Here is a 16,119-nt window from a genome sequence, read left to right as displayed (position 1 = left end):
CCATAACCGAAAGTTTGTTCGAAGTCGTGTGGTGCTGCTCCGTGTGTCGCCCGGGTGGCGCCACTTCCCTTCTGTCCGGGCGCGCGGGGCGAGAACAGAAACTGGCCCGGCTGGGATGCGGGGCGGTGAGGCGCGCGTGAGGCTGGTGCCATGCCGGAGCGCCGCGTGATCGTCTACCCGCCGTCCGGGACGGGTGGCCGCCGGGTGTGCATCGACGATCAGATGCTCGGCACGGCCTACAGCCTCCACGACCTCACCGTGTTCCTGCAGAACGCGGGCCTGCCCGGCTGGGACGAGCTGAATGTCGCCGAGTCGGGATGGATCGAGTGGCACGAGGGCGGGCCGGAGGTGTGGAAACGCTGAACGCGCGCAAAGACCGCCCGGGCGGCGCAGGGCACGACGTGGAATCCGTCCTCGACGAGCTCTACACCACGCCGCCGTCCGACTTCGTCGCCCGACGGGAGACGCTGGCCGCCGCCGCGAAAACAGCCGGCCGGGCGGACGATGCCCGCCGCATTCATGCCGCCCGCCGCCCCACCCTCGCGGCCTGGGCCGCCAACTTCCTGCTGCGCTCCCAGCCGGAAGAGAGCCGGCAGTTCCTGGAACTGGGGCGCGCGCTGCGCGAGGCCTACCACGCCCTGGACGCCGGCGGACTCAAAGATCTCTCCGGGCAGCGCCGCCGTGTCGTCTCCGCCCTGTCCCGGCAGGCCGCCCAGCTCGCCCGCGACGCCGGGCACCGGCTCTCAGAGTCGGTCCAGCGGGACCTCGAAGCGACCCTGCGCGCCGTGCTCGCCGATCCGGACGCAGCCGACCAGTGGGCGGCTGGCCGCCTGGTCAACGCCCTCACCCCGCCATCGGAATTCCGCCCCGGTACCGCACCAGCGGCCCAGAGGCCGGGCACCCGCAGCCGCCCGGCGCCCCCGCCTCCGGCACGGGCCTCCAAGGACGTACTCGCCGAGCGGCGCCGCGCCCGCCAGGAGCAGCTGACCCAGGCCAAGGAGGCGGCCGAAGCGGCCGAACAGCGCCTGCGCGAAGAACGCGCACGGCAAGCGGACGCAGACGCCGAGCTGCAGCGGGCACGCGAACGCACCGAGCAGGCCCGCCGACGGATGTCCGCCATCGAGGAGCAACTGCGGCAGGCGCGCGAGGAGTTCCAGCAAGCCGAGAACGAACAGCAAGAAGCCGAGGAACACAGCCGGTCCGCCGCCGACGCCCTCGCCCGGGCCGAACGGGAGGCACGCGAGAGTGCGCAGCGGGTACGCCGCATGACCGCCGGCACCACATAGGCGGCACCGGATCAGCAGAGCGCAACGCCGGCCCTTCCGCCATGGCCTCCACCTGCGGCTCTTCACGTCGGCGCCCGGCGCGCGCCCTGAGTTCAGGAGTGACACCGTGGTCAGCAGGGCGCACCCTGCCGGGCACGCCACCAGCAGCATCAGGCACAGGAGTGAACGGTCATGGCACGCTCGATCTGGACCGGTGTGATCACCTTCGGATTGGCCAGCCTGCCCGTGGGCCTGTACACGGCGACCGAGGACCACACGGTCCACTTCCACCAGCTACAGCGCAACACCGCCGACCGGATCCGCAACCGGCGCGTCAACGAACGCACTGGCAGGGAAGTCCCGTCCGAGAACATCGTCAAGGGCTACGAGCTCGCCGAGGGGGAGTACATCGTCGTCGAGCCCGACGAGCTGGACCAGATCGCGCCGGGCCGCTCCCAGACCATCGACATCACCGACTTCGTCGACCTGGCCGCCATTGAGCCGGTCTACTTCGACCGCACCTACTACGTCGCGCCCCGCGGCAAGGAGTACACCAAGGTCTACGAGTTGCTGCGCGCGGCGCTCGCGGAGTCGGACAAGGCCGGGATCGCGACGTTCGTCATGCGCGGCAAGCAGTACCTCACCGCGCTGCGCGCCGAGGAGCGGCTGCTGGTGATGCAGACGCTGTACTGGGCGGACGAGGTTCGCGACCCAGGCAAGGAACTGCCCGAACTCCCCTCGCGCCGCGCTGGCAAGGGCAAGGAACTGACACTGGCCATCCAGCTCGTCGACGCCCTGAGCGCGCCCTGGGAACCCGGCCGGTATCACGACACCTACGAGGAGAAGGTCCGTGAGCTGGTTCAGGCGAAGGCTGAGGGCCAGGAGATCGCGGTGGCGGAGGAGGCGCCGCAGGCAACCAGCGTCATCGACTTGACGTCCGTCCTGCAGGGCAGCCTCGACCAGGCCCGCGGCAAGAAGGCGGACGCCGAGGCGCGGCAGACCAAGAAGGCCCCCGCCCGCAAGACCGCACGAAAGCCGGCCGCGAAGGCGGCGAAGAGACCCGCCGCCCGTACAGCGCCGCCCAAGACGGCACGAACCACGTCGAAAGGCCGCCAGCGCAGCGCAGGCAAGGGCGACCTGCGGCAGCTGAGCAAGGCTGAGCTGTACCAGCGGGCCACCGAGCAGGGCATCGAAGGCCGCTCCAAGATGAGCCGTGAGCAGCTCGTCGACGCGCTCACCCGCGCCGGGCGCCGCCGCAAGAAGAGTGCCGCCTGAGGTCCGCCTGAATGCCGCGCCCATGACCTGGACACTGCCCGAGCCGATGCTCGCTGCGGCCGTGAACAGCCCTGACCTGCCGCAGGGGTGGGCGGCTGAGCCGAAGTGGGATGGCTTTCGGGCGCAGGTCTCCGTGGAAGCGGGGCGAGTGGTGCTGCGCTCGCGTCGCGGCACCGATTTCGCAGGGATGTTTCCCGAGATGGTGGTGGCAGCGGCGCAGCTGCCGGACGCGACGGCGCTGGATGGTGAGTTGGTGGTGTGGGAGTCCGGGCGGCTGGCGTTCGAGCGTCTTCAAGGCCGGCTGCGGCGTGGAGCAGGGGCGGTAGAGGCATCTACGACGTGGCCGTCCCACTTCGTTGCTTTCGACGTGCTGCGGCTGGCCGGCACCGAGACGACGGCCTGGCCGTACCGTCGGCGCCGGACCGCGCTGGAGGACCTGTTCGCCGAGCGCCGGCTGTTGGCGCCGTGGGCGCTGTGCCCGTCGACCACCGACCCCGACACTGCGACCGAGTGGCTGTCGTGGACGGCTGTCGGCATGGAGGGCGTCTGCTTCAAGCGACTCGAGGACCCCTACCGGCCGTCGGTACGCGGATGGCGTAAGTACAAGGTGCGTGAAACGCAGGAGGCGATCGTCGGCGCGATCACCGGGTCCCTTGCCGCTCCCCGCAGTCTGCTGTTGGGTAGGCTCGACGCCCGCGGGCTCCTGCAGTACACCGGCCGCACCACCACGCTGACCCGCGCTGCCGGCACGCTCTTGTCCGGGCTGCTCGTCCCGGCCGCGGCCGGACATCCGTGGACAGGGTGGACGTTCTCCGCTGAGTGGGGCACCAGAGAGCCCCTCACCGTCACCCTCGTACAGCCCGAAGTGGTGGTGGAAATCGCCGCCGACGTCGCCCGGGACAGCGTCGGCCGTTTGCGTCACCCGGCCCGGCTGCACCGCGTCCGCACCGACTTGACGCCAGCCGACACGCCCTTGTTCAAAGCCTGATGGCCAGCAGTGGCTGTCGGAGTTCCCCCTGGGCGAGCCCGGTGACGACGTCCTTGAAGTCCAGCATCAACTGTTCGGTGAGCAGCTCGACTTCGCGGAGGCCTCGCCCCCCTCGCGCGGCCCCCTCAGCCTTCAGCGCCTGCCACCTCGCCACCGCGTCCAAATGGGCACCGACCTCGGCAGCCAGGTCCCGCTGCTTGCTCCACAGCCGCCAGGCCGCCCGCACCACCAGCGCCTGTCTCTCTTAATTCGCTTCGTAAACCTGCGGCATTTCTATGTGCCGGACGTTCTTGGTCGTAACGGATTCGGAGAGCGCCTGGGTTGTGATGACCTGTGTGCCCGTAGCTTGAGCGGCTTCTCCCAAGTCCTGCAGCACGGATTTGATGACGCCGGCGTCGATGCCTTGCTGGTAGGGATTGTCGAGCATGAGGAATCCGGGGAAGGCACACTCTTCGTCCAGGTCGTTTGCCAGGAAGAGAGTGGCGTAGCTGTAGGCGAGGAAGAACAGCACGCGTAGTTCTGCGCCGAGGATCTGGTTCCAGGGGCGGGTTCCGACGTAGAAGGTGAGATCGCTGTCGCTGATGGTGATGTTCCCCTTGACCCAGCCGCGTCCTCGGTAGTTCTGCAGGAAGGAATTCATGCGGTCTGCGAAGAGGGCGCACCGGTCGGCGGGTGAAAGGCCGACGGCCTGGTTTGGGGGCGGGGCCGTCGGCGATGCTGTCCAGGGCCTGCTGGGCTGATGCGACAGTCTGGCCGACCTCGACGCGGCGCTGGAGAATCTCTTCGATAGCCGGGAAGGTGGTCATCTTCTGTTCCAGCTGCGCGATATTTCCGGCAAGGTCCTCCAGCGCGGTCATGAAGGGGGCCAGCTGGGCGGCTCGTTCGTTGTTGATGCGCTTGGCCAGTTCGGCTTGTTGCTGTTCCAGGCGGGTGCGGCGTTCATGGGCGGCCTGCAGATCGCTGGCAGTGCGGACGATGACGTCTTGCAGGTCGGCCAGTTCTGATTCCAGGGAGCGGATTTCCACCTGGGCACGGCGTTGGCGCTGGTCGTCGTTGACCGGCTGGTTGCACAGGTAGCAGGCGCCGTCGTCGTGGGGACGGCGTGGATCGACACTCTGTTCGCAGGCGGGGCAGAGCCGGACGGGCAGGGCGTCGAAGAGATCGATGGAGGTGATGAGGCGCTGCATGCGGCCGATTTCCGCAGTGACCGTCTGCGCAGACTGCTTGTGCTCGTCGTGAAGTTGATCGAAGCCGGTCACCTCGTCGAGGGCGCGCTGGAGGCGTCGTGAGGTGTCCTCGTAGTCGGTGGTGAGGGTGGTGTCATAGCCGGCGCCAGAGCTCTCGTTCCCGCCGTGGACCATGCTGTTGATGTCGGCGGTGAGCTGTCGGCGCTGCTCGTAGGCGGTGTCGAACTCGGCGCGGACGGCGTCGCGGACGGCTGCTACTTGCTCCAGTGAGCGGGCCACGGGGATGCTGAGACGCTCAGAGATGGCAGTGACGGCCTGGAGGGTGCTCTCCTGCACTTCTCGTTCGACGGCCTGGGCCTCGGCCAGGCGTTTCTTGGCCTGGGCGATATGGAAGTCCTTGTTGGAGTATTTGACGCGAGCGAATCCGAGGAGCTGGCTCACGACGCCGCGCCGGATAAACTCGGCTTCCTTGTTGGCGAAATCCGTCCAGGAGTCTTCGTTGCGGTAAATGTGACGCAGGGTGTTGCGGAAGGACAAGGGAGTGAGCTGGTTGGCCGATTCGGCGACGATTCCCTTGGGGATCTGCAGGTCGGGCCAGTTGAGCTCGCGCAGGATCCAGCCGGAGAAGACGTCGACGTTCAGGCCGTCTCCGTCGATGTAGACCGCCCGCGGAAGCCTTCACGCCAGGTGACCTCGGTGAATGCCTGTCGTCCGTGACCAGCGGCCGAAACGGCCACCGAGGACGGCTTGCCCCGGTAACGGGCCTGCGGCCTGCAGCCGTTCCCGGACCACGCCGGGGTGGTGGGCCGCACGTCGTGCGAGTGCACGGTCACGTCCGAACGGACCGCCACGACATAGCCGATGCCCCGCTCACTCAGGCCGTCGCGGAGGTCGGCGTTCTGCCCGTAGCCGGCGTCGGCCACCACCACCGGCGGCACCAGCGCCACCCGGCCGGCTCGTCGAAGGTGTCCAGGGCCAGGCGCCACTGAAGCGGGACGGAGGCGGCATCTGTGACCGCGTGCACGCTGACCGCCACCTGACGGTTCGCCTGCTTGCCCAAGGCCCCGCAGTACTGGTGCGCGACGGCGACCGACGTCTTCCCGTCCTTCGGGAAGGACACGTCGTCGACGACCAAAGGCATCCGGGCCGATCAGTGGCACCATCCGCTGGGCGATACGCCGCCGCACCGGCACCGGATCCCAGGTGGACCGGTTCACGAACTGCTGCAGCCACGAACAACGCCAACTTCACCCGAGCACGGTTCACTTCATGTGCGTCCACACAACCACCATGCCGCTGAACACCACCAAGCCTCCTGGGCGGCGGCCCGGCCCCCACCCCGAGGTGGGGGTGGGGGCCGGGGCCGGAGCAGATCGTGTGGCGGGAACGGGCAGGTCAGAAGGTGTAGACGCCTCCGCTCAAGAGGGCAGGGGTTGTCCCGACGACAGGGGAGAGGACGGTGAGCGTGTTGGCGGTGGTGGAAACGTGGCCGGTGCCGTCGCCGGGCCACCAGCGGGCGACTCCGGAGGAGTTGACGGCCGCGAAGTCGGTGTGGCCGTCGGAGTTCACGTCGCCCGTGAAGAAGCGGCTGTACGCGGCGAAGGACGTGCCGGACGCCAGCTGCTGGGCGGTGGCGGCCAGGCCGCCATTGCCGTCGCCCTTCCACCACCAGAGGGTGCCGTTGGAGTCGACGGCGGCGACATCGGTGTTGCCGTCGTCGTCGAAGTCACCGGTGGGGACGCCGGAGTAGGCGGAGAAAGACGTGCCGGATAGGTTCTGGCGGGCGCCGAAGGTGCGGTCGCCGTTTCCGGGCCACCACCACAGGCTGCCGTCGAAGCCGAGGCCGACGATGTCGGTGAGGCCGTCGGCGTTGAAGTCGCCGCCGGAGACCGCCTTGACGGTGCTGAAGGAGGTGCCGGACATCAGGACCGTGGGGGAGGACAGGATGCCGTCTCCCTGTCCCAGCCAGAAGTTCAGCTGGCCCTGGTCGTTGATGGCGATGAGGTCGCCGATGCCGTCGTTGTTGAAGTCGCCGCGGGCCGGGTGGAAGGTCGAGCCGAAGGTGCCGCCGATCAGGGTGGCGTTCTCCAGGTGCCGTTCACCGGTGGTGGCGTCGCCGAAGCCCGCGAAGTACCAGATCCTGCCGTCGCTCAGGCGGTTGAAGACGTCCATCTGGCCGTCGCCGTCGGTGTCGTCCCAGGAGCGGGTGTCGGCCTCGCCGGTGTTGAAGGGCAGGCGGAGCAGCATGTCGGTACCGGAGTACGTGTCAGCGGTCGCCGCGGAGGAGATCTCCTGGGCGCTCAGCGCCCGGCCGTAGAGCATCACGCGGTCGATCGAACCCGAGAAGGGCTGCGCGCCGTCCAGCCGGTTGCCGACCTCAAGCGGCTGGGGGCGGGCCGGCGAGACCGCGCCGCTCGGCGCGATGTCGGTGTCGACCTTGGTGCCGTCGATCCACAGGCTCAGCTCTTGGCCGGCGCGTACCAGGGCCACTTGGTGCCAGGCGTTGTCGTTGTAGCTCGACGTGGATTCCACCGTCTTGCTGCCGGATGCCGTGGTGATGTTGGCCACGATCCGGTTCTGCTCGGGTTCCCCCCGGATCCACACCTGCGGCAGCCCCGGGCCGACGCCGAAGCCCCAGAGGATGGCCCGCAGCCCGGTGGTGGAGTTGTACTTGAAGTCGGCGGCGGCCGTGAAGTCCCCGCTGAGCTTGGTGGCGTACGCGGGGCTCGGTGCGACGTCGACGAAGCCGGCGGAGGTTTCCGGGGCCAGCGTCAGCGCGCGGCCGAACCTGCCGGCGGTCAGCCGGGCACGGCCGCGCAGGGTGGCCGCGTCGCCCCCGGCGGTGTTCGGGGTACGGGCGCCGGTCACCGGTCCGGTGAGAACGGTCTGGCCGGCGGAGACGATGGTGAAGCGGACCGAGGTGAGGTCGTACGTGCCGTTGGGGTTGTCCTTCGGGGCGGGCCCGGCCTCGTAGAGCACTCCGAGACCGCCGGACTCGGTGCGGGTGAGGTCGGAGTAGCCGGCGCCCGCCTTGGCGATGGTCAGGCCCTGGGCGGGCGTCTGCCAGGTGGCGCCGTTGTCGAAGGAGGAACGGAGCTTGAGGGTGCCGTGCCGCTGCGGAAAAGCGGAGTCGTGGTAGACGGGCTCGGTGATCACCAGCTGGTTGAAACTGTCACCGCGCGGGACGCTGTTGAGGGACAGTACCGGGGCGAAGATCCGCGAGCCGGGCAGGTCGGCCGAGGTCGCCGGGCCCCAGGTCTTGCCGCCGTCGGTGCTGATGGCCTTGTTCCGGTTGGTGCCCGAGGTGGCGCCGGTGTCGCCGGTGATGGCCTTCGTGTTGTTGCGGGAGGTCATGTAGAGCGTGTCGTTGGCCAGTTGCGTGATGCTGGCCTCGCCCGACCACAAGGTCTCGGTGTTGGTGGTGAAGGCGCCGCGTTGCCAGTTCTCTCCGTGGTCGTCGGTGTAGATGGCGGAGGCGTGGTGGCCGTCGTCAATCCACGTTCCATCGTCGGGATTTATCTGGCCGTTCTGGTACGCGGGCGCCACCAGCCGGTTCCCGTTGGTGCCACCTGGACGCAACTGGATGCCGTGTCCCGGGCCGGGCTGGAGGAAGCGCACGCCCTGCTGCTCGCTGGCGGACTGTTTGGGGTGTTTGGGGTTCACCTGGCTGGTGATGTCAGTCCGGTCGACCCAGGTCTGGCCGTCGTCACGGCTGTACATGGCGAACGTCTGGATACGGTTCGGCGTTCCGTCCGGGCCTTCGAAGCCCCCGTTGGTGAGCAGCCGCACGCTGTAGAGCAGTACCACCTGGCCCTGGACGGCCGGGTTCGGGTTCTCGAATGTGGCGTCGACGATCGGTGTGGGCTGGGCGTTGATCGCCGGCACGCCCAGGTTTGCGGGGTCGCTGGACAGACTGCGGGCGATGATCTTCGGCGCGCTCCAGGTGGCGCCGCCGTCGGTCGACGCCCGGCTCACGATGTCCATCTCTTTTTTGTCATCGCACTCGCTGCCCAGTCGGGCTTCGGCGAAGGCAAGCAGCGTGTTGTTGGCGGTGCGGACCACCGAGGGGATCCGGAAACATCCGTAGGTGCGGCCGCCGATGGTCGTGTTCGAGGTGAACAGGGTCGACTGGCTGGGTAGTTGCGGTGGCTGCGCGGTGATGACGGGCGCTGCTGTCGCGGGTGCCGGGGACACCAGTGCGGCGCCAGCGACCAGCGGCAGCAGCAGAGCCCTGACGACGGCGGAGAGATTCATGTGAGGAAACTATGTCGATCTCCTGTGACGATTCAACAAAATACCGTCGGGTCAGGGGGTAAACGGTGGTTTCCTCTACGCTGGCGGACTTGCCGGTCGGCCAACCGGCCACCGGCAGCCGGCAGATCGTGTTGGAGCCCAACGCCGCGTTCGCGGCCGCGGCGTGGGCCAGTTCCTCGTCGTCGAGGAGTACTGCTCGGCCGGGGCTGCGGAAGAAGGGTCGCGTCCGGCCAGAGCCCGGACCTCGGGGTCCTCGTGGTCGGAAGGCGGAGAGTCCATCATGAACACGCGGCGCTCGGCGGGGACGGGGTCCGCGCGGTGCGCGATCAGGCCCCGTATCAGCCGTTCCGCCATCGGCTGGATCGACTTCCGTCGTCCGTCCAGCACCAGTCCCCGCAGACAGCAGTCGCCCTTCGACCGCTGATCCTTGCGCGGCACCGACGCGAACACATCAGCCACGAACAACGCCAACGTCGCCCGAGCACGGTTCACTCCACGTGTGTCAATCCCCTCGCAGCGTGGAGACGGTCTATGCGGCCAGTCCCTCGGCGAGGGTGGCCCGGTAGTCGCGTTCGTAGTCGATCGGGCTTTTGAATCCGCACACGCTGTGTAGCCGCCTGGTGTTGTAGAAGTCGGTGATCCAGGTGGCGATCTTGATGCGGGCCTCGGTGCGGGTGCGGAAGGTGTGCCGGTGGACGTACTCGACCTTGAGCACGCTGTTGAACGCCTCGCTCACGGCGTTGTCGAAGCAAGATCCGACTCTGCCCATGGACTGCACGATGCCCAGCTTGCGGCAGGCCCTATTGAACTTCCGGGAGCAGTATTCGCTGCCCCTGTCGGTGTGCATGATCACGCCGCGGACGTCGCCGCCCCGGGTGGCCGCGGCCGTGTTGAGTGAGGCCACCACCAGCGACGCGTCGTGCCGGGCGCCCATCGCATAGCCGAGCAGCCGACGGGAGAACAGATCGATCACCGTTGCCAGGTAGAGCTTGCCCTCGACGGTGTCGATCTCGGTCATGTCGCCCACCCAGACGAGGTCCGGTTCCTCGGCGGTGAAGTCCCGGCGGACGAAGTCCGGGGCGGCCGGCCGCCTGCCCGGCCTGGTCAGAGATCGGGACGACGGCAGTCGCGTCGCTTCTCGTGATCGCTGGGACGGACAAATTCGCACTGCCATCCAGGTAGACGGTCGGCTTGGTGACGCCCCGAGGCCGCCTCGCGGGTTTGAGCCCGGTGCCGCGACTGACGAACCTGGCGAAGAGTCGTGTCTTACCGGCTCGAGGCGCGGCCAACCGCGCCCGCTACGTCCTACTTCTCCTCCGGCTCCCAGGCGCGGAGCAGGTCGAGCAGCCCTGCGTCTCCGTCAACGTGCAAGGAGTCGGCCTGGATCCGGTCGTACAGGTAGAGGACCAGCTCACTGGCCGTGCCGTGGACGGAGGCGCCGGCTGCGTCCGAGTCTTCGCCGGTCGCGGCAGTGGGCGCGGGGATGCGGGTGGTGCGTGCGCCGTCGCCGTCGACGGTGAGGCGCCAGGAGCGGCCCTCGGCGGCGTGGAAGTCGAAGGCCGTGGGCTTGTGCGGCCAGGCACTCGGTGTTGCGCAGACGGTGAACAGGAACTCCTCCACACCGTCGAGTGCCAGCTCGTCCGGCAGCGGCTGCGGGGCGCCCCCGGCGAGCTGGGCGTCGTAGGTGTGCACCGCGGTCTCCTGGACCCGGTGCCGGGCGGTGCCGCTGGCGGTCTGCGGTGACTGCGACGCGGGCCACCACGTCCAGCAACCGCTCTCCGGTCCCGCCGCGCGCAGGGCGCCCAGCAGAAGCTGCGTCGACGCGTCCAGCCAGGCCAGCAGGGCCTCACGCTCCTGCGGCACTTCCAGCGCGGCGCGCGCGGCGACGGCCTCGGCCGGGGGAGCGTCGGCAGACCCCGCGCCGACGATGGCGGCCCAGAAACGGTCTCCCCCACCCAGGTGCTTCACCAGATCGAACAGCGTCCACCCGGGGCAGGTCGGCACCTGCGCGTCGAGACCGGGCGCGGCGGCGACCACGGCGCGGAAGGCGGTCGACCGTTCATCGATCAGTCGCAACAGGTCAGGGAACTCAAGATTCTTTTCCACGCCGGATGTCTATCACCGTGCTCCGGTGATCGGACAGCGATTTTCACAGTCGCCGCCGGTTGGCCATTGCGGAAGTCCTAGCCTCCCACCCCTCGGGTGACAAGCTACGCACTGCTGCGAGGACGCTGGTGGTGGCGGTACGCCAGGCGTCGTGCCTGTGGGTGCTCTGGCCTCGCCGTGCGGCCGGGCACCTCGGCGACGTGACGTCCACCCGGTGCGCGCGGTCATGCTGGCGCTCGATGTGATGGACGCGGAGGTCACGACGGCGGGGGAGGACCGGTCGGGTCGGGAGTTCAGGTGACTCCCGTTCGACCAGCACTCCTCAAGTTCGGAACAACAACAGCCACTTTTAAGAGCGTCCTGCGCTGGTTAAGGGTTGTCCCGTAAACGATCTCCGTGTCCCTCGTGACCAATGGCCCTGTCCGTCGGTCGGGATGTGCGGCAGACTGGGGCAACAGACACGATCAAGTGGGAGGGCGCATAGAACACATTGGTGAGTCAATGACGGCTTGCAGTCCGTCGGTGCTGGACGCGCTGGGTGCTGCTGGGTGGACAGCAGGTCGCAAGATCTCCATCACAGGCTGGACACGTCAACTGACGGGTGCCGGGTTCGAACTCAACGACGTGGCGTTAGCGGTCTGGGCCGAGTTCGGCGAGCTGACGATCAGGAGCTCCCCGAGCCGTGTCCCCGGTTCGATACTGCACATGGACCCCGTTGACGCCTGCATCGACGCCGCTGAGGAAGCGTCCACGCTGAGGCGGCACTACGGAGAGAACTACAGCCCTCTGGGCATGTGGTCGAACCAGTTCCTTGCGTACATCTCAGCCAGCGGTCGCGTCATCGCCGTGGGGCCGAACTGCCTCTGGCCGCTGGGGTCTACCTTCATGGAGGCGTTGGCCGACGTGGTGGACGGCGATGGCGGCGTCAGTCGTGCGGAGCAGGCGGACTGGCTCGCCAACTGCCTGCCCGGCAGGTGAGACGATCTTGCCGTGGCTGGTGTGATTACGGCGTCAGAGCCCTCGTGGATAGCCCCGTTTACCGGGCTGAGCCCACGGCAGTTCGCCAAGTTGCTCACCACGTTGCGGCGCGAGGGCGCAGACCCGGTCCTCCAGCGGCAGACCCTGGAGCCTGCGGCTGGAGGACCGGGTACTGCTGGTCACCGCATATTGGCGCACGAACCTGACGCTGCGGCAGCTGGCGCTACTGTTCGGCGTCTCGAAGTCCGCGGCCGACCGCATCATCAACCACCTGGGTCCGGCGCTCGCGGTGCAGCCCCGTAAGCGGTTCCGTCAGGACACTGTGCTGATCGTGGACGTCACTCTGGTGCCCACGCGTGACCATAGGGTCGCCGAGCAGTCCAAGAACTATCGGTACTCGACGAACCACCAGGTCGTCATCGACGCCGACACCCGGCTCGTCGTCGCGGTCGGCCGGCCCCTGCCAGGCAATCGCAACGACTGCAAGGCGTGGGAGTTGTCCGGAGCGAAGGACGCCGTCGGCACCACCACCGTGATCGCCGACGGCGGCTACCGGGGCACCGGCCTGGTCATTCCGCACCGCCGCGAACCCGGCCAGACCGAACTCCCGGCCTGGAAAGTGGAACACAATACGTCCCACCGCAAGGTCCGCGCCCGCGTCGAGCACGCCTTCGCCCGGATGAAGACCGGGAAGATCCTGCGCGACTGCCGTCTCAAGGGCGACGGCGTGCACCACGCGATGCTCGGCATCGGCCGCCTGCACAACCTCGCCCTCCCCGGATAGCCTCACCGTGCAGGGGATCGAGGGCGTGGCTGCCTTACTCGAATGACGTCACACGTCAACAGTCAATGAAGTTGGCATTCCCACGGCTCGATGTCCGGCTCCCCGGAGGCAGCTCACCGGTGCAGTATCGGTAGAGCCAGGCTGCAGCCCGGCGCTCCGCATACTTCTCGTTGACCGGTTCTCCCTGCTCATCCAGTTCGAGGACGTTGGCGAAGATGGCGACGCAGATCTCCATCTGGGAGGGCGACTCGCGCGGCTCCTCCCAGTAGTCGATCCCTTCCCGCATCGGGCGGCCTACCGACACCCCGATCGCCATCCCGTACGGCATCTACGATCTGGGGTGCGACAGCGGCTGGGTGAACGTGGGAACCGATCGCAACACCGCCGCCTTCGCGGTGGAGTCCCTGCGTCGCTGGTGGAAGGTCCGAGGGCGCCTCGACTACCCCGGCGCCGGCCGCTTGCTGGTCACCGCCGATGCCGGAGGAGCCAACTCTGCTGACTCCCGCCTGTTCAAGATGGGCCTGGCCGACTTCGCCGACGAGTGCGGACTGAGCATCACCGTCATGCACTTCCCACCCGGTACTCAATGCCGTTGCTTGAGCAGGGCAAGCAGTTCGCGGTGACGTTGCAAGAGCGCGGTCGTTGGACCGGCATGCATCCGTGGGTAGGGCTGTCCGATCATGTGCGGCTGGGGGTGGTGACCCGATGGGTGAGTCCGGAGCTCGTCGCCGAGGTGCTGGAGAAGTGCGGAGTTCTCGGCTGTCTCATTCAGGAGCCACGGCATTCTGTCTCACGATCTTGTCCCGTGGGTTCGTTTCATCCCCTGCTTCCAGATCGGCCAGGAACGGTGCAAGACCGGGGAAATTGTCGACGCAGACCGGGTAGCCGGTTCCAGCGCGCGGGCGCGGTTGCTCCATCTGCAGTCCCGCGCTTGTGCCGATGCCCCTCAGGCCCCGGGCGGTTCCCGCGATTCTGCGTCACCGCGCCTCGATATTCAGTATCTCCACCGGAGTTCGGGGGGACGGAGGACACATGGACAGGGAGTCGCAGAGAGCCGACCGGACTGTCTGGATCGACTGGGCCGACGCGGACCTGGTGGCGGCCAACGCCGAGGGTCGGGTGACGCCTGCTCAGCGGGCGATGATCATCGGCAACTCCCGTGTCCCGCACGTCTGGTGGCCTCTGCTGATCGTGGCCGGGTGGGTATTGATCATCGCGGGCTGCGGGCTGCGGGCTGCGGGCTGCGGGCTGCGGGCTGCGGGCTGCGGGCTGCGGGCTGCGTGCTGGCGGTGCTGGCCGTGAACGCCATGGACCACGCCGGCGACCCCGGCTTCCTCGCCTCCGTCTTCGAATTGGCCTTCGTCGTCATCTGCGTGCTCCTCCTTCCGGCGCTGGTGACGGCGCAGGGGGTGTGGCTGGTGGCCGAGGGCGGGAAGCGGTGCGGGAAGCGCCGTGAACACCGTCGGTGGTGCCGACGCAGGGCCGCCGCCCTGGCCGCTCCGCGGATCGGCGGTGCGATGGGCCGGATCGTCCAGGTGGCGGAGCAGGCCGATGAGCGGCGCGAGGCGCGGGTGGGCGAGCAGCCGGTGCCGGTGGCCGAGGGGGCGCCGCCGCTGCCGCCGCCGGGACCCTACCGGCTCTACTGGCTGGAATCGATCAGGCGCGGCGCGGGGCCGCTGCTGCTGTCGGCGGAGCCGGTCGACAGCGAAGAAGCGGAGCGCGTCACCGAGCAGGGTGCCTCGCCCGGTATCCGGCTGGCCGAGGCGCTCGGCTTCACCCCGCAGGACCTGGCGGCCAACCGGGCGGGCCGCCTGTCGCTCCGGCAGCGCCGCCGGGAACGCGTCGGCGTCGGCCGTGGCACCGCGTTCTACGGTCTCCCCTACCTCCTGGTGGCGGCGGTGCTCCTGTGGACCGGTTCCCTGGTGCGCGTCGGCGACCAGGCGTGGGTGTGGTGGTGCCTGGGCTGCCTCGCCTGGGCCCTGCTCTGTGCCTGGCTGGGGTGTCGGCTGCGCGCCACCTGGCGTACGGAGCCTTTGGTGGAACGCGCGGTGGGCGAGGTGGCGCTCAGGCCGCCGCGGCTCGGCACCTGGACGGAGTGGGAGGTATCGGCCGGCGAGTTCCGCGTATGGGCGGACCCGACCGTGGCGCAAGCCTTCCTTCCCGCGCCCGGCCGGTACGCGCTTTACCACCGGTCCGGGATCGTGCTGTCCGCCGAACCGGCGGACCGAACCGGCCACCTCGCACGCCTCTGACTCCCGCCGGGTGGACGGACATCAGGCCGGGGCGTCGGCACCACGTGATGCCGCGTCGCCGGCGCTCTCCACGGGCTCGGCCGACAGCAGCGGGTCCGGCCGCGGCAGGTAGTGCAGCGCGTACCGGCCCGGCGCGAGCAGGGAGCTCGGTGATCGTGTCCGCCACCGGGGAGCTAAAGAAGGCCGTTGACACGACGGAAAGTCCCGGACCGGCGCGATGTCCTCGAAGGCCACATCCGCCGCGTACCCCAACGGCTTGTGTACCTCGCCGCCACGCTCCAGCCAGGCCAGATCAAAATCCGAGACCACCGGCGGAGTCCCACCCCGCAGGACCTGTACCCCACCCGTGACTCGACCATCACGGATGCCATGTGACAAGCCACATGGAACGGGACGACAGTCACCCGAGTGGGTGACCCCGTCCTCGACAACAGCCACTGAAGGTGAGATTGGAGGCCGACCCGCCCGTATCAGTGAGACTCATCCACGCTCAGAAAGACAAGACACGACGGGACAGAAGTTCGTCTCACTGCCCTGTCCCTTGGGCCAGAAAAAGGCCACCGTCAACGAGAAAGGGACATCGGAAATGCGAGCCTACACGTGCATGTAGGACCGCATTCGGAATGTCCCGCTCCGTTGTGGTGACCTGCCGGTTCTCGCTCTGTCTCATCTCCGGCCCACTGCATCGTGTCTCACGATCTTGGCCTCTTACGGCTGAGCGGAATCTCGGCCAGATCTTCGCGGATGATGGCATGGCCTCACTACCAGGGGACTTCAACGAGCGCGAGTGCCCTCGGCGGCGATGAGTGTGGTGGGCCATGGCCCTCAGGAGCGCAGGGCGGCCTGGGCCAGCACGAGGAATTCGGCGTGGGCCTGCGGGAAGTGGTGTGGGGCGGTGGCCAGTGAGCGGTGTGCATCGTGAAATCGCAGGTCGCGGGTCTGGTGTGAATGACGAGTGGGGTACTCGCGCCGGTCGGCGGCCGATGACCTTGGTGTAGATCATTGGGTGGTCCGGTTCCGGTGGGATGCC

General features: G+C 68.4%; 15 protein-coding genes and 4 pseudogenes. 10 read left to right on the top strand and 9 right to left on the bottom strand.

All coding sequences use genetic code 11. The features are described 5' to 3' along the window. Positions 1–150: 150 nt before the first annotated feature. The 4 genes from ACTWQR_RS45090 to ACTWQR_RS45075 all read left to right on the top strand — a co-directional run bounded on the left by ACTWQR_RS45090 (position 151) and on the right by ACTWQR_RS45075 (position 3,528). Positions 151–363 carry a hypothetical protein gene (locus ACTWQR_RS45090; protein WP_443233116.1) on the top strand — a complete coding sequence of 71 codons (213 nt, stop codon included), beginning with the start codon at positions 151–153 and terminating at the stop codon, positions 361–363. Then, a complete protein-coding gene (locus ACTWQR_RS45085; protein WP_443233115.1) occupies positions 351–1,286 on the top strand; it encodes a hypothetical protein in 936 nt (311 codons plus the stop codon). The genes ACTWQR_RS45090 and ACTWQR_RS45085 overlap by 13 nt, the downstream gene beginning before the upstream one ends. A 171-nt stretch (positions 1,287–1,457) precedes the next feature. After that, entirely contained in the window at positions 1,458–2,540 is a 1,083-nt protein-coding gene (ku, locus tag ACTWQR_RS45080) for a non-homologous end joining protein Ku (RefSeq protein ID WP_443233114.1), read from the top strand. A 22-nt stretch (positions 2,541–2,562) separates the two neighbouring features. After that, positions 2,563–3,528, top strand: a complete 966-nt coding sequence (locus ACTWQR_RS45075) for an ATP-dependent DNA ligase (RefSeq protein ID WP_443233113.1) — start codon at positions 2,563–2,565, stop codon at positions 3,526–3,528. On the opposite strand, the gene ACTWQR_RS45070 is transcribed toward ACTWQR_RS45075, so the two are convergent. Next, positions 3,518–3,757 (bottom strand): hypothetical protein, encoded by a 240-nt coding sequence (locus ACTWQR_RS45070; protein WP_443233112.1) that lies wholly within the window; start codon positions 3,755–3,757, stop codon positions 3,518–3,520. The two genes, ACTWQR_RS45075 and ACTWQR_RS45070, sit on opposite strands and share 11 nt — an antisense overlap. A gap of 15 nt (positions 3,758–3,772) precedes the next feature. Further along, positions 3,773–4,168 (bottom strand): hypothetical protein, encoded by a 396-nt coding sequence (locus tag ACTWQR_RS45065; protein WP_443233111.1) that lies wholly within the window; start codon positions 4,166–4,168, stop codon positions 3,773–3,775. A gap of 397 nt (positions 4,169–4,565) precedes the next feature. Between ACTWQR_RS45065 and ACTWQR_RS45060 the strand changes: the two genes are divergently transcribed. Beyond that, complete coding sequence (locus ACTWQR_RS45060) at positions 4,566–4,817, top strand: hypothetical protein (protein WP_443233110.1); 252 nt, start codon at positions 4,566–4,568, stop codon at positions 4,815–4,817. 563 nt (positions 4,818–5,380) lie between these two features. Here the strand turns inward: ACTWQR_RS45060 and ACTWQR_RS45055 are convergent. The 5 genes and pseudogenes from ACTWQR_RS45055 to ACTWQR_RS45035 form a co-directional block, all read right to left on the bottom strand. Beyond that, a pseudogene (locus tag ACTWQR_RS45055) lies at positions 5,381–5,944 on the bottom strand (transposase); the annotation flags it as partial. 166 nt (positions 5,945–6,110) lie between these two features. Further along, positions 6,111–8,969 (bottom strand): FG-GAP-like repeat-containing protein, encoded by a 2,859-nt coding sequence (locus ACTWQR_RS45050; protein ID WP_443233109.1) that lies wholly within the window; start codon positions 8,967–8,969, stop codon positions 6,111–6,113. 285 nt (positions 8,970–9,254) lie between these two features. Beyond that, a pseudogene (locus ACTWQR_RS45045) lies at positions 9,255–9,476 on the bottom strand (transposase); the annotation flags it as partial. Positions 9,477–9,498: 22 nt separating this feature from the next. Next, positions 9,499–10,143, bottom strand: coding sequence for an IS3 family transposase (locus ACTWQR_RS45040; RefSeq protein WP_443233108.1), 645 nt, complete (start codon positions 10,141–10,143; stop codon positions 9,499–9,501). Positions 10,144–10,274: 131 nt separating this feature from the next. Beyond that, on the bottom strand, positions 10,275–11,075 hold the full coding sequence (locus ACTWQR_RS45035) for a maleylpyruvate isomerase family mycothiol-dependent enzyme (protein ID WP_443233107.1): 801 nt from the start codon (positions 11,073–11,075) through the stop codon (positions 10,275–10,277). Between the two features lie 522 nt (positions 11,076–11,597). Between ACTWQR_RS45035 and ACTWQR_RS45030 the strand changes: the two genes are divergently transcribed. Together ACTWQR_RS45030 and ACTWQR_RS45025 are read left to right on the top strand one after the other, a co-directional pair. After that, positions 11,598–12,053 carry an SUKH-3 domain-containing protein gene (locus ACTWQR_RS45030; protein ID WP_443233106.1) on the top strand — a complete coding sequence of 152 codons (456 nt, stop codon included), beginning with the start codon at positions 11,598–11,600 and terminating at the stop codon, positions 12,051–12,053. Positions 12,054–12,065: 12 nt separating this feature from the next. Beyond that, positions 12,066–12,837, top strand: a pseudogene (locus ACTWQR_RS45025) (transposase). 55 nt (positions 12,838–12,892) lie between these two features. On the opposite strand, the gene ACTWQR_RS45020 reads toward ACTWQR_RS45025, so the two are convergent. Beyond that, a complete protein-coding gene (locus ACTWQR_RS45020; protein WP_443233147.1) occupies positions 12,893–13,147 on the bottom strand; it encodes a DUF7677 family protein in 255 nt (84 codons plus the stop codon). 1 nt (position 13,148) lies between these two features. On the opposite strand from ACTWQR_RS45020, the pseudogene ACTWQR_RS45015 reads away from it, so the two are divergent. The 3 genes and pseudogenes from ACTWQR_RS45015 to ACTWQR_RS45005 form a co-directional block, all read left to right on the top strand. Beyond that, a pseudogene (locus ACTWQR_RS45015) lies at positions 13,149–13,421 on the top strand (ISAzo13-like element transposase-related protein); the annotation flags it as partial. Positions 13,422–13,869: 448 nt separating this feature from the next. Then, a complete protein-coding gene (locus ACTWQR_RS45010; protein WP_443233105.1) occupies positions 13,870–14,139 on the top strand; it encodes a hypothetical protein in 270 nt (89 codons plus the stop codon). Next, positions 14,136–15,089: a hypothetical protein gene (locus ACTWQR_RS45005; protein WP_443233104.1), complete on the top strand. Its 954-nt coding sequence runs from the start codon at positions 14,136–14,138 to the stop codon at positions 15,087–15,089. Before ACTWQR_RS45010 ends, ACTWQR_RS45005 begins: the two co-directional genes overlap by 4 nt. A gap of 21 nt (positions 15,090–15,110) precedes the next feature. Here the strand turns inward: ACTWQR_RS45005 and ACTWQR_RS45000 are convergent, their stop codons facing one another. Beyond that, the gene (locus ACTWQR_RS45000) at positions 15,111–15,398 is read right to left on the bottom strand and encodes a hypothetical protein (protein WP_443233103.1); all 288 of its coding nucleotides are present in this window, start codon (positions 15,396–15,398) and stop codon (positions 15,111–15,113) included. Between the last annotated feature and the right edge of the window lie 721 nt (positions 15,399–16,119).

This window comes from Streptomyces sp. 2A115, from assembly GCF_052245575.1.
GTDB lineage: Bacteria > Actinomycetota > Actinomycetes > Streptomycetales > Streptomycetaceae > Streptomyces.
This window is presented reverse-complemented; position numbering and strand designations above follow the sequence as displayed.

Excerpts from the sequence above, each read along its gene's own strand:
- ACTWQR_RS45075 (WP_443233113.1), top strand. The coding sequence starts at position 2,563 with ATGACCTGGACACTGCCCGAGCCGATGCTCGCTGCGGCCGTGAACAGC.
- ACTWQR_RS45065 (WP_443233111.1), bottom strand. The coding sequence starts at position 4,168 with ATGAATTCCTTCCTGCAGAACTACCGAGGACGCGGCTGGGTCAAGGGG.
- ACTWQR_RS45010 (WP_443233105.1), top strand. The coding sequence starts at position 13,870 with ATGGACAGGGAGTCGCAGAGAGCCGACCGGACTGTCTGGATCGACTGG.
- ACTWQR_RS45050 (WP_443233109.1), bottom strand. The coding sequence starts at position 8,969 with ATGAATCTCTCCGCCGTCGTCAGGGCTCTGCTGCTGCCGCTGGTCGCT.
- ACTWQR_RS45090 (WP_443233116.1), top strand. The coding sequence starts at position 151 with ATGCCGGAGCGCCGCGTGATCGTCTACCCGCCGTCCGGGACGGGTGGC.
- ku (WP_443233114.1), top strand. The coding sequence starts at position 1,458 with ATGGCACGCTCGATCTGGACCGGTGTGATCACCTTCGGATTGGCCAGC.
- ACTWQR_RS45040 (WP_443233108.1), bottom strand. The coding sequence starts at position 10,143 with ATGGCAGTGCGAATTTGTCCGTCCCAGCGATCACGAGAAGCGACGCGA.